We start from the raw sequence: 14,423 nt of genomic DNA on the forward strand, positions 1-14,423 counted from the left end.
CCGCTGTCTTGATCCTCGCAGAACGGCATTCTTCCGTTCTGAGGCATCTGTTTTTCATTTTTATTTCAGGAGTATCAAGACATGGCAACCGGTATCGTCAAGTGGTTCAATGATTCCAAGGGTTTCGGCTTCATCACCCCCGATGGTGGTGGCAAGGACCTCTTCGCCCACTTTTCCGCCATTCAAGGCAACGGCTTCAAGTCGCTTCAAGAAAACCAACGCGTGACCTTTGACGTGGTCACCGGCCCGAAGGGCGATCAGGCAGCGAACATTCGCCCTGAATAAGTTGGAGTGCTGCGGCGTACAAGCTGTCGCCGCACCTCCCGACCGGAAGAGCCCGGCCAGCGCCGGGCTTTTTCGTTTCCGTTAATCTGACAGGAGACCTCAATGGCCAAAGAAGAACTGATTGAAATGAATGGCTCGGTCGATGAAGTGCTGCCCGATTCCCGTTACCGCGTGACGCTGGAAAACGGTCACCAACTCGTCGCCTACACGTCCGGCAAGATGCGCAAGCACCACATCCGGATTCTGGCGGGCGACAAGGTTTCACTCGAGCTGTCCCCGTACGATCTCTCGAAGGGACGCATCACCTTCCGCCACATCGAAGGTCGCGGTCCCGGCCCCGCAGCATCGGGTGCTCCGCAACGTCGCCGCTGATTTGCCTGGCCACCGGCATGTGCCGGACTGGCCCGGTAGAATGACGCCCCGTCGTTCTGCCCGGCTTTGTCTTTCTACTGATGTCCGCAGCCCAGTCTTTCGTTGATTATTCCGAACTCGTTCTCAGCCGCGACCGGCCTGCCATCAGGCGCCAGCTGCGTGAACTGCGAACACCTGCCAGTAACCTGCAGGAGCTGCCTGCCGGTTTGCGGGAACGGATCGAGAAGTCGCTAGCCCTCCGTCAGCAACGCCGCGAGAAGCTGCCAAAGCCGACTTTCCCGGCTGAACTGCCGGTCAATCAGCGTCGCGACGAGATTGCCAAGGCGATCCGTGAGCATCAGGTCGTCATCGTCTGTGGTGAAACCGGCTCCGGCAAGACCACCCAGCTGCCCAAGATCTGCCTCGAACTCGGGCGCGGCGAAGCCGGCCTGATTGGCCACACCCAGCCGCGGCGGCTGGCTGCGCGCGCCACCGCCACGCGCATTGCCGAAGAACTGCAGAGCGAGCTGGGCAGCACTGTCGGTTTCAAGGTGCGTTTCACCGATCACACCAGTGCCGACAGCTACATCAAGCTGATGACGGACGGCATCCTGCTTGCCGAAACCCAGGGCGACCCGCAGCTTTCCGCCTACGACACCCTGATCATCGACGAGGCGCACGAGCGCAGCCTCAACATCGACTTCCTGCTCGGCTACCTGCGTCAGCTTCTGCCGCGCCGGCCGGATATGAAGGTGATCGTCACCTCCGCGACGCTGGACGCCGAGCGTTTTGCGAAGCACTTCAGCTTCGACGGCAAACCCGCGCCGGTGATCGAGGTGTCGGGCCGCCTCTACCCGATCGAGCTGCGCTACCGCCCGATCGAGGAAGAGGAACAGGTGCAGCAGCGCTCTGCCACCGACCGCCGCCTGCAGCGCCGTGATGATCGCCGCAGCAATCAGCCGCAGAAGGATCTCTACGAGGCGATTGTCGATGCGGTGGGCGAGCTGCAGCGCGAAGGGCCGGGCGATGTGCTGGTCTTCCTGCCCGGCGAGCGCGAGATCCGCGAGGCCGCTGAAGCGCTCCGCAAGAACCATCTGCCGGGCACCGAAATCCTGCCGCTGTTCGCGCGCCAGTCCGCCGGCGAGCAGGCGCGGGTTTTTTCTCGCTCCAACGGACGCCGCGTGGTGCTTTCCACCAATGTCGCCGAGACCTCGCTGACCGTGCCGGGCATCCGCTATGTGGTGGATGCAGGCCTCGCGCGGATCAACCGCTATTCGCACCGCAACAAGGTCGAGCTGCTGCAGATCGAGAAGATCGCGCAGAGTGCGGCCAAGCAGCGCGCCGGCCGCTGCGGCCGGGTGCAGGACGGCGTGTGCATCCGCCTTTACGATGAAGACGACTTCAACAAGCGCTTGTCCCACACCGAGCCGGAAGTACTGAGATGCTCGCTGGCCGGCGTGATCCTGCGCATGAAGTCGCTGCGTCTGGGCGCGGTGGAGGACTTCCCCTTCATCGACGCGCCCAGCCCGAAGATGATTGCCGATGGCTACCAGCTCCTGAACGAGCTGGGCGCGGTCGATGATGACAATGAGCTGACGCCGATCGGCCGCGAGCTCGCCAAGCTGCCGCTGGACCCGAAGATCGGCCGCATGATTCTCGCCGCGCGCGATCGTGGCGCGCTGCGCGAAGTGCTGGTGATCGCCGCAGCGCTCTCCGTGCAGGATCCGCGCGAGCGCCCGCAGGAATCACCCGGCACGGCCGATCAGGCGCATGCGCGCTTCCGTGTGGCACCCGATGACAAGGGCGAACCGAAGAGCGAATTCCTCTGGTACTGGAATCTGTGGCAGGCCGCCGACGAGGTCTGGCGTCACGAAGGCTCCAGCAAGCAGAAGGCCTGGTGCAAGACGCATTTCCTCTCCTGGCTGCGCATGCGCGAGTGGCGCGACATCCACACCCAACTCCACGAGTTATGCGCGGAGCATGGCTGGATTCACAAGACGCCCAAGGGTGAAGCCGCTGCGGCCGCGCCCGCCAAGGCCAAGCCCGAGGCGAAGCCGGCTGTACGCAGCAAATCCTTCGACAAGTTGAAAGGCCAGATCCTGGCTCCCGAACCCGCTGATGAAAAGCCTGCGAAATCAGGCGGGCAGGGCGCGTCTTATGAGGCGATCCACAAAGCCTTGCTGGCCGGGCTTCTCGGCCATGTGGGCGTGAAAATCGAGGACGCGAGCGGTCCCTGGGTCGGTGCCTTCAATGGCGCGCGCAGCATCAAGTTCTGGCCACATCCGGGCTCCTTCATGGCCAAGCGCGTCGGCAAGTGGCTGATGGCGGCAGAGCTGATCGACACCTCCAAGCTCTTCGCGCGCTGCATCGCGAAGATCGAGCCGGAATGGCTGGAAGAGGTCGGCGCGCACCTCGTTCGCAAGAGCGTGTATGAGCCGCATTGGGAGAAAGCCAAGGGCGCGGTGCGCGCCTGGGAACGCGGCGTGCTGCACGGCATCACGCTCTATCCGCGTCGCCCCTGCGGCTATGACAAGGAAGATCCGGCGCTGTGCCGCGAGCTCTTGATCCGCGATGGTCTGGTGAATGGCGAGATCGACGAGAATGCCGCGCGCAACATGCCTTTCTTCCAGCACAACCACCGCCTGGTGGCCGAGATCGAGCGCCTGGAGCAGAAGATGCGCCGGCCCGATCTGCTGGTGGATGAAGCGCTGATCGAAGCGTTCTATGACGCGCAGATTCCGGCGGAGATCACCGATCTGCGTGCTTTCGAGGCCTGGCGCAAGCAGGCCGAGCGCAAGGATCCGAAGTGCCTGTTCCTCGAACGCGAGCAGCTCATGCGCCACGAGGCGGCCGGCGTGTCGAGCGACAAGTTCCCGGCGAGCTTCGAGGTGATGGGGCAGAAGTTGAAGCTCAGCTATGTGCACGAGCCGCGCGCCAATGACGATGGCGTGACACTCGCCGTGCCGGTGGCCATGCTCAACCAGATTCCGGCTGCGCGCTGCGAATGGCTGGTGCCGGGCATGCTGGAGGAGAAGGTCATCGCACTCCTCAAGACCGTGCCGCAGAAGCATCGCCATCGCCTGCAGCCGATCGGCGAGAGTGCGGCCGCTTTCCTCGAAGCAGTAGAAGCGGGCGAGTTCAAACCGGATGAGCCGCTGGCGCGCGCCCTGCAGCGCTTCGTCGAGGTGCGGGTGAGTCTCAAGCTCGATCTCGCCAGCTTCCGCGCCGAGAACCTGAATCCGCACTGCTTCATGAATTTCCGTGTGATCGACCAGCACGGCCGTGTGCTGGATCAATCCCGTGATCTCGCCGAGTTGCGCCTCAAGCTCAAGGACACCGCAGCCGCAGCCTTCCGTGCCGCACAGATCGAGGGCTCGATGGGGGCGCAGCTTGCGGCGCTGAATGTGCAGGGCAAGCCTGCTACCGAGGATGCGTCGAGAGTCGCACCGAGTGGGCCTGCGCAGGCAGGCGGCCCGGAGAAGGCCGTCAGCGCTGCGTCTGCCGACATGCGCGACGAAAACGGCCTGCACACCCAGTATTCCGGCATCACGAGCTGGAGCTTTGGGCCGCTGCCCGAGCTGCTCGAAGTGAAGATCGTTAACCGCAACCTGATCGGCTTCCCCGCGCTGCATGACGATGGCGATTCGGTCAGTCTGCGTCCCTTCGATACCGAAGAGGAAGCCGCGCGCGTGCATCGCAAGGGCCTGGTGCGCTTGTTTGCGCTGAACCTCAAGGATCAGGTCAAGGCGGTGGAGCGCCTGCCGGGCTTGCGCCCGCTCTCGCTGCAGTTCATGCCCTTCGGCACCGAGCCCGAGCTCAAGGCCCAGCTCATCGAGGCGACGCTCGTGCGCTGCTGCCTGATGGAGCCGTTGCCGGTGAATCCGACCGACTTCAACCAGCGCGTGCTCGAAGCCAAGACCCGCGTGAGCCTGATCGCGCAGGAGCTGATGCGCTTGGTGCAGACGCTGTTGGCAGAACATGCCTCGCTGCAGAAGCGTTTTGCCAACCTGAAGAATTTCCCGGAGCTGCTTGCGGATGTTCAGGGCCAGGTCGGCAAGTTGCTGCCCAAGAACTTCCTCGTCGCCTATCCCTTCGAGAAGCTCTCGCTCTTCCCGCGTTACTTGAAGGCCATCGATGTGCGCATCGAGAAGATGCGCAACAACCCGGCGCGCGATGCGCAGTTGATGGCGGAGTGGAAGTCGTTGGCCGGCCCGTGGGAGCGTGAGCACTTGGCCAAGCTCAAGGCTGGCGTGACCGATCCGCAGCTGGAAGAATTCCGCTGGCTGCTCGAAGAGCTGCGCGTGGGCCTCTACGCGCAGGAGTTGAAGACGCCGATGCCGGTGAGTGTGAAGCGCCTGCAGAAGATCTGGGAATCACGCCCACGCTAAGCGGCCGAGCTTAGCGTGTGCTTTAGCTGCTCCAGACGCCAGCGCTTGTTGCCGGGCTGTTCCGGCGGGGCAGGTCAGCGCGTCAGTGTGGCCCACACCCTGTGTGGCGACTGGCCGTTGACGCGCACCATACGCACCCACAGCAGCGTCATGTGCTCCAGGTGCAGTGCCTGTTCCGCGCCTCCCACGTCCAGCGGCTCCCAGCCAAGCTGCGCGATCAGCTGTGCAACCGTTTCCTTCGCACGTGTGTTGGCGCCGCAGTACATCATGACCGGCTTCACGTTGTAATCAGGGAAGGCTGAATTCTCGAAATTCTCGAATCCATAGATCGTGAAGGCCTTCACCACCAGGGTGTCAGGCACGATCTGCTGGACCTTTTCCAGACCTGACTGGAGGCTGTTCAAACCATGACTGAGCTTCGGCCCGACCGGGTTGGTGCAGTCAACAAGAATCTTGCCCCGGACTTCTTCGGCGACGGTTTCCAGTGCTGCTTCGTTGGCCTCGAAAGGCGTGGCGAGAAACACGACATCCGCGTTGCGCACCGCGTCTTTCGCTGGAGCCAGCTTGAGCTGGCTGTTTCTTTCAAGCGCGCGCCTGGCCCGCGCGGATTGCGGATCGTTGGCTGCGAGCGTCACTTCATGCCCAAGCTGCTGCAGGTGATCGGCGAGCGGCGCGCCGACCTGTCCATAGCCGAGAAACGCAATCTTCATGACAACGCACTCCTTTCTGTCGATTATCCGAGGGGTAGATTATTGGTCCATGAAAAGCGGGGCTGAGGTCTCCGAGCGTACTGCACCCCCTCGTTTGATGCGTGGAATGCCGCACTTTGGGCAATGGGCTCGCGGCGCAAACGTCTCGCTGGCTTGCACGCCAGCGCACCGTGAAAGTGCTTGTCCGAGCTCGCCCGGACGAGACTCGCCGGCCTCAAGCTGACGGCCAGCTTTCAAGGACTCGCTGGCCTGCCGGAACGGGCTATGATCGGGCTCACCGCGCAGCTCTGCACGGTGTTTCCCGAAAATCCCTGCCTGGAGCCCGCCGGATGAAAACACTTCACCGCGCCCGCCATCTTGCGCGTCAACTCGGCCCCGGCCTCATCACCGGTGCTGCGGATGATGATCCCAGCGGCCTTGCGACCTACTCGCAGGCCGGAGCGCAGTATGGTGCCGGCCTGCTCTGGACGCTGGCACTGACCACTCCGCTGATGATCGCCATCCAGATGGTCAGTGCGCGGATCGGCTGGCTCACCGGGCAGGGGCTTGCTGCGAACATGCGGCGCATTTTGCCGACCTGGCTCACGATCGCGCTGGTAACGCTGCTGGTGCTGGCAAACACTCTCAACATCGCGGCAGACGTTGCCGCAATGGGCGAGGCCCTGCAGCTCATCGTGGGTGGTCCGGAGCACGGTCATGCACTGCTGTTCGGCCTTTTGTGCACGCTGCTGCCGCTCTGGCTGGATTACGAAGCCATGGTGCGTGTTCTCAAGTGGCTCACCCTGAGCCTGCTGGCCTATGTGGCGGTCGTGCTCATGCTGAAAGTGGACTGGCATGCGGTCATGCTTGAAACGGTGAGGCCCCCCTTGCTGGCCGGAGACGGTTACTGGACCATGGTGGTCGCGGTACTCGGCACCACGATCAGCCCTTACCTGTTCTTCTGGCAGGCGGCACAGGAAGCCGAATCGCGCCAGCGGGCCGAGGCCGCGGGGGAGGGGCTGCAGGCGCTGAGCAACGAGCATTCGGTCAGGAAGCATCTGCGCCGGATCCGGCTGGATACGGTCATCGGCATGCTGTTTTCCAACCTCATTGCCTTCTGCGTGATCCTGGCGACGACGATCACACTGCATCAGCACGGCGTGACCGACATCCAGACGACGCGGCAGGCGGCCGAAGCACTGCGCCCGCTGGCTGGTGAATTCACGTTTCTGCTTTTCGCGCTTGGCATCATCGGCACCGGGATGCTTGCCGTACCGGTGCTGGCAGCATCAGCCGCCTATGCGGTGGCCGACACGCTGGGCTGGCGCTCGGGCATGGATCACGATTTCGCCGAAGCGCGCGGTTTCTTCATGGTGATCGCAGGCGCCACGCTGCTGGGCACGCTGATCGATTTCACGCCGCTCGACCCCATCAAGGCGCTGGTCTGGAGTGCCGTAGCCAACGGCGTGATCGCGGTGCCGATCATGGCGGCGATGATGTGGCTGGGCTCGCAGCGCTCGTTGCTCGGGGCGCACACCCTGCATGCCCGTCACCGCTTTCTCGGCTGGCTTGCAACCGGCGTGATGGCGGTCGCCGTGGTGGTGATGCTCATACTCTGAGGCCGCGTCCTCGCTGGGCGGAAAACGATCAGTCCTGCGGCGAGAGCCGCACTCCGGAAGGCCTTGTCGGCGGCCATCGATGCGCCGCATCATGTCATTGGTATTCAAGGATGCGATGACATGAACGATGACGTGCAGGTGTCCGGCTGGCGCCGGATCGAGAATACGGAGGCCGAGCGGATTCTGCTGCTCGCCGCGGTGGCGCGGCAACTGCAGCATCCCTCGGCGTTCAGGCGAACTTTGCCGTGGATCGCGGTTGCGGCAGGTATCGGACTGCTGAGCTGGCTGCTGCAGACAGACGGCGAGCTGGCGTCGGTCAACGGACTGTTTGTTCTCCTCTTCGTCAGTGCCGTGCTGGGCGCGCAGTGCTTGGTGGCGTGGGGGCGGCTCATGCGCGCGGTCCGTGCCTGGCCTTCCGCGTACGGCATTTCGATGGATGACGAAGGTATTCATCTGGCGCTTGAGGCGGAGCGGAGCAGCTTTTCCTGGCGAGCGCTGCGGGCGCTTGAGCAACGCAATGATGGCTTGCTGATCCTGTTGCAGGATCTGCGTGCGCTTTTCCTGCCCGTCCGCTGTTTCGCCAGTCGGGATGAAGCGGATGCCTGGCGAGAACGGATCGAGCAGGCAAGCGGGCTCCGGCCCGGCCACGTCGCACCGGCGCCTTCCTCGGCAGCTGAGGCGGGGCTCGGACAGGTGCTCGGCGATCTGGGAAGCAACCTGCGGGCAGGCTGTCTGTTCGCCCTGTTCCGCGCGAGTGCGGTGAGCCTGCTGCGGGTGTCGGTCGGCCAGATCATCCTCGTCGCGGCGCTGAGCATGTTGCTGGGGCTGTTGTTTGACCTCGCCATGGCGGGAACGACGGGCAGCGTGAACTGGTATGCATTGCCCTATGCCGGATTCGGCTGGCTGCTCACGCTGCTCTGCGCCTGGGCCGTGGCAGGCTGTTCGCCCAGACGCGAGCGGGTGCTGGTGGCCGTGCTGGCGATGGCCAGCTGCAGTCTGGTGCTGAACGTGCCGCAGATGCTCTCGATTCTGGGCGTCAGCCATTTTCCCTCGCTCATGGCGTATGGCGGACTCATGACCCTGGTGCTGGGCGGCTGGCTTGTCCTGGCCCTGATCGTGGCCCTCGTGCGTACGCTTGAAATCAGCCCTGACCAGCGCATGGGCGCGGTACTGGGCGTGGTCTTCACGGTGGCCGCCAGCGTTCTGCTGGGGCTGGGCGAAGCGCGTCTGTGGGTCGCCGAGCCGGCGATCGATGAGCGCGCGGACACCGCACAGGACTGGCGGAGCACCGTGCGCGAGTCGGTGCTCTACAGCCAGCCGGCAATGCTGGACAAAGCCCTGGCCTCTCTCGAACCCGGCACCCCGGGCAAGCCGGAGATCTTCCTGCTCGCACTGGCAGGTTACGGGCAGCAGGACGTGTTCCGGCGCGAAGTGGACAGTGTTGAGTCCCTCTTCTCCGAGCGTTTTTCGACTGCGGCGCACAGCCTGGTGCTGGCGAACAATCCGGACACGCTGGAGACGCGCCCGATTGCGAGCGTGACGGCGCTGCGGCGTTCGCTCGCTGAGATCGGCCGCAAGATGAATCCGGAAGAAGACGTACTCTTCCTGTTCATGACCTCGCATGGCGCGGCGGATTTCCGTTTTTCGCTCGAACTGTGGCCCTACAGGTTCGACGAACTGACTCCGCAGACGCTGCTTGCTGCGCTTGATGCTGCCGGCATACGCAACCGCGTCATCGTGGTGTCTGCCTGTTATTCAGGTGGCTTCGTGCCTGCGCTGGCCGGCCCGCGGACGCTGATGATGAGTGCTTCGCGCGCAGACCGGAACTCCCATGGTTGCAGCCATGAGGCCGAATGGACCTTCTTCGGCAAGGCCTACTTCAACGAAGCGCTTCGCCAGACGCGGAACTTCGAACAGGCGTTCGACATTGCACGCAAGGCCATCGCGCAGCGCGAGGATGCCGAGGGGCTCGTGCACTCGGAGCCGCAGATCCAGGTGGGCAGCGACATTCGCCCGGTGCTGGAGCGGCTGGCCGCACAGCTGGAACGCGATGGGCCGACCCTTGCCGTGGGGCTCCCCCGGCAGGGCCATATAGGGAAAACGGAATGAGCCGGCCGTGCGGGTGGCCGCGTCGAGCCAGGAAAGGCTGATATGTGGGATGAGCGCTATGCGCGTGACGAGTATGTGTACGGCACCGAGCCGAATGAGTTTCTGCTCGCGCACGCGTCCAGGCTGCAGGGCCCGGTGCTCTCGCTGGCCGAGGGTGAGGGGCGCAACGCGGTGTTCCTCGCGGAGCAGGGGCTGGATGTGCTGGGCGTGGATGCGTCCGGCGTAGGGCTGGCCAAGGCTCAGGCACTTGCCGTCCGCCGTGGCGTGAAGATCCGTACTGAAGTGGCCGATCTCGGCACTTTTGATCCGGGCGCGGCGCGGTATGGCGCGATCGTCTCGGTCTTCGCCCATCTGCCCGGCCCGATCCGCGCGCGGCTGTACCCGCGCCTGCTCGACGCCTTGATGCCCGGCGGACTCGTCGTGATGGAGTCCTATTCGGAGCGCCAGCCTGCCTTTGGCACCGGGGGGCCGAAAGACCTCGACATGCTGATGACGCCGGACAAGGTGCGGGCGGATTTCTCCGGACTCGAAATCCTGCTGCTACAGGAAATCGAGCGTGAAGTCGTCGAAGGCAGTTTTCACACCGGGCTCGCGGCCGTCGTGCAGTTCGTCGGGCGCAAGCCAGGCTGAGTTTCAGTGTGTCGTCTCAGGCTTGCCGGGTCGCCTCGGCGGCCGGGCTGGCGGCCGGGATCGCCGGCTTGCGTGTCTTGAGGCGAGATACGCCGAAGAGCACGAGACCCAGCCCGGCGAGCTGGGCGACCGACAGGGGCTCGCCCAGCACCAGCCATGAGGCCAGGATCGTCAGGACCGGACCGAGGTTGCCCACCGCCGCGGCCTGAGCCGTACCCATGCGCTGGATGGCGAGCGAGAGCCAGTAGATCGGCAAGACCGTCGAGAAGATCGCCATGGCGGCGCAATAGATCCAGACGCTGGCCGGCAATTGCAAGAGCGTGCCGGGCGTGCCCATGACGCTGAAATGCAGCAGCACCTGGACTGAGGATACGGCACCTGCGAATCCGGCGAGAGTCGTCGCGCCCATGCGCTTGAGCAACATCCCGGTGCCGAGGTAGTAGAGCGCGTAGCTCACCGCCGCGGCAAAAACCCAGGCCGACCCGACCATGACGCTGCGACCATGGCCGGCCAGCCCGAGATCGTGGAAGAAGGCGATCCCCAGGCCGACATAGCAGATCGCCATGGCGTGCAACACGTTGCGCTCGGGGCGCTTGCGCGAAAGCAGGCACTGGAAAAGCAGCACCAGCGTGGGATAAACGAACAGGATCATCCGTTCCAGACCGGTCGAGATATGGGCCAGCCCCTTGAAGTCGAACAGGCTTGAAAGGTAGTAGCCGCTCATCGCGATCAGGAAAATCCGCAGGCCGTCTGCCGCGCTCAGCCCCTGCTTGCGCTCGGCGCGGCCGATCCAGAGCAGCCAGACGAAGAAGGGCAGGGCAATGCCCATGCGGAGTGTCAGCAGATCGAGGGCGCCCACGGGAGCTGCGCCATAGCCGAGCTTCACGAAAATCGCTTTCATGCTGAAGCCGCACGCGCTGAGGATGGCAAAGAGTTTGCCGTCGGCAGCGAGGCGTTTGAATGCCTGCCGGATACGGATCATCGGAGTCAGCCGGATTGAGGAACGAGGGGCTTATTGTTGCGAGAAGGCCCGATTTGCGGAATGCTTTCTTCACGTAGCCGGTCTTCGTCTGGAGAGAAAGCTTGCACTTTGACTTGACTGATCTGCGCCTGCTGCTGGCGATTGCCGAAACCGGCAGCCTGAGTCGTGCGGCGGCCGCGTTTCCAATTGCGCTGTCGGCGGCGAGCAATCGCCTGCGGGCGTTCGAGGCCCGTTGCGGAGTCATGCTTTTCAGCCGGAGCGCGAGTGGCATGGTGCTCACCCCGCAGGGGCGGCTGGTGATCGATCGTGTCCGCCAGGTCGTCAACGAAAGCCTGCGGCTGAAGGAAACCATGCAGGATCTGGCCGGGCACCGCCGCATCGTGCTGCGTCTTGCGGGAACCACGGTCGCCAACAGCAGCTTCCTGCCCGCCGCCCTCGGGCCTTTTCTTGCCGACCATCCCGAAATCGATCTCCAGCTGACCGAGCGCAACAGCGCCGAGGTCGTGCAGGCGCTGCATGCCGGTGACATCGAGATCGGTGTTTATGACGGCAGCCTGCCGGCTGCGGATCTGGTCTCGCTGCCTTTCCGTGATGACCGCCTCGTGCTTCTGGTGCCCGGCGGGCATCCGCTCGCCAGTCGGCGCGAAACGCTCTTTGCCGACGCGCTGGCCTACCCCTTCGTGTGCCTGCCGCCGGAGCGTTCGATGCAGCGGTTCATCGAATCAGGCGCGGAACGGCTAGGTCGCGCATTGCAGATCCGCGTCAGGGCGCCGGGCTTTGATGCGATTGCGCAGCTGGTGGCCCAGAAGGCGGGCGTTGCGATGTTGCCGGAAGCTGCCGCCCTGCGACTTGTGAGGGAGCTGCCGGTCGAGATCGTGACGCTGGCAGACGCCTGGGCGAGCCGTGAACTGCGTCTCTGCATCCGGGACTGGGAGACACTTTCGCCGCACGCGCACAGCTTGTTGAGCTATCTGTGCGGCGATCTGCCCCGCTGATCCGGGGGCGGGGCGGCAAATCCTGCCGGCTCGCTGCGGCACAGCTTCCCCGTCCTCCGTTCCTGGCGGGATGGCCTTTGCGGTGCTCAAATAAAGTTCATTCAAAACAGAGGCTTGAAAAGAATTCCGGATGCAGGGCCAAGACTGGCATCCAACTTGCCATAAGGGCTTCAGATACCGCTGGAGCGCATGAACATGGCAGGGCTACTCAACATTTCGCTGACGGGTTTGAATGCAGCACAGGCTGCCCTGAACACGACCAGCCATAACATCTCGAACGCGAGCGTGGCCGGCTACAACCGGCAACAGGTCGTTCAGAGCGCCAGCACACCTCTGTTCAGCGGCGTCGGTTTTTTCGGCCAGGGCACGCAGATCGATACGGTCAAGCGGGTCTACAGCCAGTTCCTGACCGCGCAGGTGCTGGCGGCCGATACCTCCCGTGCCGAGTACGAGACCTATTACAACGAGATCAAGCAGGTCGACAATCTCTTGTCCAACACCAGCTCCGGCCTGAGTTCGGCGCTGGATTCCTTTTTCGTGGGGGTTCAGCAGGTTGCGGCGGATCCCTCCAGCGTTCCGTCCCGGCAATCGATGCTGTCATCGAGCGAAGCGCTGGTGAGCCGATTCCACTCGCTGCAATCGCGGTTTGACGAGATTCGCGATGGCGTTGAATCCCAGATCGCGCAGTCGGTGGACCAGGTCAATACCCTGGCCAGGAAGATTTCGGATCTCAACCAGAAGATCGTGACCGCCCAGTCGGCAGGCACCAACGTGCCCGCCAACGATCTGCTTGACCAGCGGGATGCGGCCGTCGCCGACCTGAACGCGATGATCAAGGTGAGCACGAGCACCAACTCGGACGGTACCGTGAACGTCTTCATCGGCAGCGGTCAGCCCCTGGTGATGAATACCGATGTTTTCACGCTCTCCACCGCGCCCTCGGATGCCGATCCCGGTCGTCTCGCCGTCGGCATCCAGTTGCCCAGTGGCGGGACGGTTGCGATCCAGGAGAGCCTGCTCACAGGCGGTACGCTGGGGGGCCTGCTGCGCTATCGCTCGGAGTCGCTTGACCCGGCGCAGAACGCGCTGGGCCGCATCGCGCTGGGCATGGTCACGCTCTTCAATGCCCAGCACAAGCTCGGCCAGGATCTCTCGGGCAACATGGGCGGCAATTATTTCAATGCGCTCACGGCCGGGGTGCAAAATTTGCCGAACCTTACGACGGGCACCACGTCCACCGCCGCAGTCAGCGCGACCGTGACCAGTGTGGGGGGGCTCAGCACCTCTGACTATGTGCTCAGTTACGACGGCACGAACTATTCGCTGGCCCGGACTTCCGACGGCGCCGTGCTCTATACCGGCAGCTCCATGCCGGGCAACTCCGTGACGCAGACCACGGGCACCTCGGGCGCGACGTTCAGCATCACGGCCACGGCGAACGCGACCGGCAATGCGGAGAACTATTCGCTCTCCTATGACGGCACGAATTACACCGTCAAATCGGCCGCCAGCGGCAAGACGCTCTACACCGGCAGCCTGCCGACCACGCTCGAAGGCATCAACATCAGCCTCGCGAGCGGCACGCCTGCCGCCGGTGATGTGTTTGCGCTCAGCCCGGCGGTCGAAGGCCTGCAGTTCTCGGGCAGCATGGCAGTCGGAGACCGGGTGCTCATCCAGCCTACCCGCAATGCCGCGCGTGACATCTCGGTTGCCATCAAGGATACGTCGCTGATTGCGGCCGGTTCCCCGGTCAGAAGCGTGGCGGCCAGCACCAACACCGGCACCGGAGCGGTATCGCAACCGATCGCGCTGAGCCTCAACGGCATTCAGGCCAGCGCAACGGCGCACCTCACCACGCCGGTCAAGCTGACTTTCGATGCCGCTACGAACCAGTTCAATGTTTCCGGCGCCACGCCGTCAACGATTGCATACAACCCTTCCAGCAATGCCGCCGGCACCACCATCAGCCTGACGGATCCGAACCTCAGCTTCCAGATTTCGGGGCGTCCGGCGGACGGTGACAGTTTCACCCTCGAGACCAATGTGGGGGGCACGAAGGACGGGCGCAATGCCAATGCGCTGTATGCCCTGGCGTCAGGCAAAAGCCTTCTCGGTGGAACGGCCACCCTGGGCTACGCCTATTCGCAGCTGGTCAGCAGCGTCGGTACGCAGACCAACTCGGCCAAGATCAACCAGGAGGCTCAGACCGCCTTGCTCGAGCAGGCCACCGCCGAGCAGCAGAACCTCTCCGGCGTGAATCTGGACGAAGAGGCGGCCAACCTGCTGCGTTACCAGCAGGCTTACCAGGCTTGCGCGCGCGCCATCGGCATTGCCGGCACGCTGTTTGACGACATCCTCTCCGTGATGAGGTAAGC

At 63.8% G+C, this 14,423-nt stretch carries 10 protein-coding genes; 8 read left to right on the forward strand and 2 right to left on the reverse strand.

Translation table 11 applies throughout. The features are described 5' to 3' along the window. Positions 1-81 precede the first annotated feature (81 nt). The 3 genes from ABDB87_RS11230 to hrpA all read left to right on the forward strand — a co-directional run bounded on the left by ABDB87_RS11230 (position 82) and on the right by hrpA (position 5,024). On the forward strand, positions 82-285 hold the full coding sequence (locus ABDB87_RS11230) for a cold-shock protein (protein WP_345926978.1): 204 nt from the start codon (positions 82-84) through the stop codon (positions 283-285). A gap of 102 nt (positions 286-387) precedes the next feature. Further along, entirely contained in the window at positions 388-657 is a 270-nt protein-coding gene (gene infA / locus ABDB87_RS11235) for a translation initiation factor IF-1 (protein ID WP_345926980.1), read from the forward strand. Between the two features lie 80 nt (positions 658-737). Further along, on the forward strand, positions 738-5,024 hold the full coding sequence (gene hrpA / locus ABDB87_RS11240; RefSeq protein WP_345926982.1) for an ATP-dependent RNA helicase HrpA: 4,287 nt from the start codon (positions 738-740) through the stop codon (positions 5,022-5,024). A gap of 74 nt (positions 5,025-5,098) precedes the next feature. Here hrpA and ABDB87_RS11245 read toward each other — a convergent pair whose 3' ends face one another. Further along, positions 5,099-5,734 carry an NADPH-dependent F420 reductase gene (locus ABDB87_RS11245; protein ID WP_345926985.1) on the reverse strand — a complete coding sequence of 212 codons (636 nt, stop codon included), beginning with the start codon at positions 5,732-5,734 and terminating at the stop codon, positions 5,099-5,101. A gap of 329 nt (positions 5,735-6,063) precedes the next feature. Between ABDB87_RS11245 and ABDB87_RS11250 the strand changes: the two genes are divergently transcribed. From ABDB87_RS11250 to ABDB87_RS11260, 3 genes are all read left to right on the forward strand, one after another. Beyond that, the gene (locus tag ABDB87_RS11250; protein WP_345926987.1) at positions 6,064-7,332 is read left to right on the forward strand and encodes an Nramp family divalent metal transporter; all 1,269 of its coding nucleotides are present in this window, start codon (positions 6,064-6,066) and stop codon (positions 7,330-7,332) included. Between the two features lie 120 nt (positions 7,333-7,452). Continuing rightward, the gene (locus tag ABDB87_RS11255) at positions 7,453-9,441 is read left to right on the forward strand and encodes a C13 family peptidase (RefSeq protein WP_345926989.1); all 1,989 of its coding nucleotides are present in this window, start codon (positions 7,453-7,455) and stop codon (positions 9,439-9,441) included. A 42-nt stretch (positions 9,442-9,483) separates the two neighbouring features. Beyond that, positions 9,484-10,071, forward strand: coding sequence for an SAM-dependent methyltransferase (locus tag ABDB87_RS11260; RefSeq protein ID WP_345926991.1), 588 nt, complete (start codon positions 9,484-9,486; stop codon positions 10,069-10,071). A 16-nt stretch (positions 10,072-10,087) separates the two neighbouring features. On the opposite strand, the gene ABDB87_RS11265 is transcribed toward ABDB87_RS11260, so the two are convergent. Then, entirely contained in the window at positions 10,088-11,053 is a 966-nt protein-coding gene (locus ABDB87_RS11265; protein WP_345926993.1) for a DMT family transporter, read from the reverse strand. A 101-nt stretch (positions 11,054-11,154) separates the two neighbouring features. Between ABDB87_RS11265 and ABDB87_RS11270 the strand changes: the two genes are divergently transcribed. After that, positions 11,155-12,048 (forward strand): LysR family transcriptional regulator, encoded by an 894-nt coding sequence (locus ABDB87_RS11270; protein ID WP_345926995.1) that lies wholly within the window; start codon positions 11,155-11,157, stop codon positions 12,046-12,048. 195 nt (positions 12,049-12,243) lie between these two features. Continuing rightward, positions 12,244-14,421: a flagellar hook-associated protein FlgK gene (flgK, locus tag ABDB87_RS11275; protein WP_345926997.1), complete on the forward strand. Its 2,178-nt coding sequence runs from the start codon at positions 12,244-12,246 to the stop codon at positions 14,419-14,421. Positions 14,422-14,423 lie beyond the last annotated feature (2 nt).

Origin of the sequence: Uliginosibacterium paludis (assembly GCF_039631355.1) — a bacterium.
GTDB classification, from domain to species: Bacteria; Pseudomonadota; Gammaproteobacteria; order Burkholderiales; family Rhodocyclaceae; genus Uliginosibacterium; species Uliginosibacterium paludis.

Coding starts and splice junctions, on each gene's coding strand:
- ABDB87_RS11230 (WP_345926978.1), top strand. CDS start 82: ATGGCAACCGGTATCGTCAAGTGGTTCAATGATTCCAAGGGTTTCGGC.
- infA (WP_345926980.1), top strand. CDS start 388: ATGGCCAAAGAAGAACTGATTGAAATGAATGGCTCGGTCGATGAAGTG.
- hrpA (WP_345926982.1), top strand. CDS start 738: ATGTCCGCAGCCCAGTCTTTCGTTGATTATTCCGAACTCGTTCTCAGC.
- ABDB87_RS11245 (WP_345926985.1), bottom strand. CDS start 5,734: ATGAAGATTGCGTTTCTCGGCTATGGACAGGTCGGCGCGCCGCTCGCC.
- ABDB87_RS11250 (WP_345926987.1), top strand. CDS start 6,064: ATGAAAACACTTCACCGCGCCCGCCATCTTGCGCGTCAACTCGGCCCC.
- ABDB87_RS11255 (WP_345926989.1), top strand. CDS start 7,453: ATGAACGATGACGTGCAGGTGTCCGGCTGGCGCCGGATCGAGAATACG.
- ABDB87_RS11260 (WP_345926991.1), top strand. CDS start 9,484: ATGTGGGATGAGCGCTATGCGCGTGACGAGTATGTGTACGGCACCGAG.
- ABDB87_RS11265 (WP_345926993.1), bottom strand. CDS start 11,053: ATGATCCGTATCCGGCAGGCATTCAAACGCCTCGCTGCCGACGGCAAA.
- flgK (WP_345926997.1), top strand. CDS start 12,244: ATGGCAGGGCTACTCAACATTTCGCTGACGGGTTTGAATGCAGCACAG.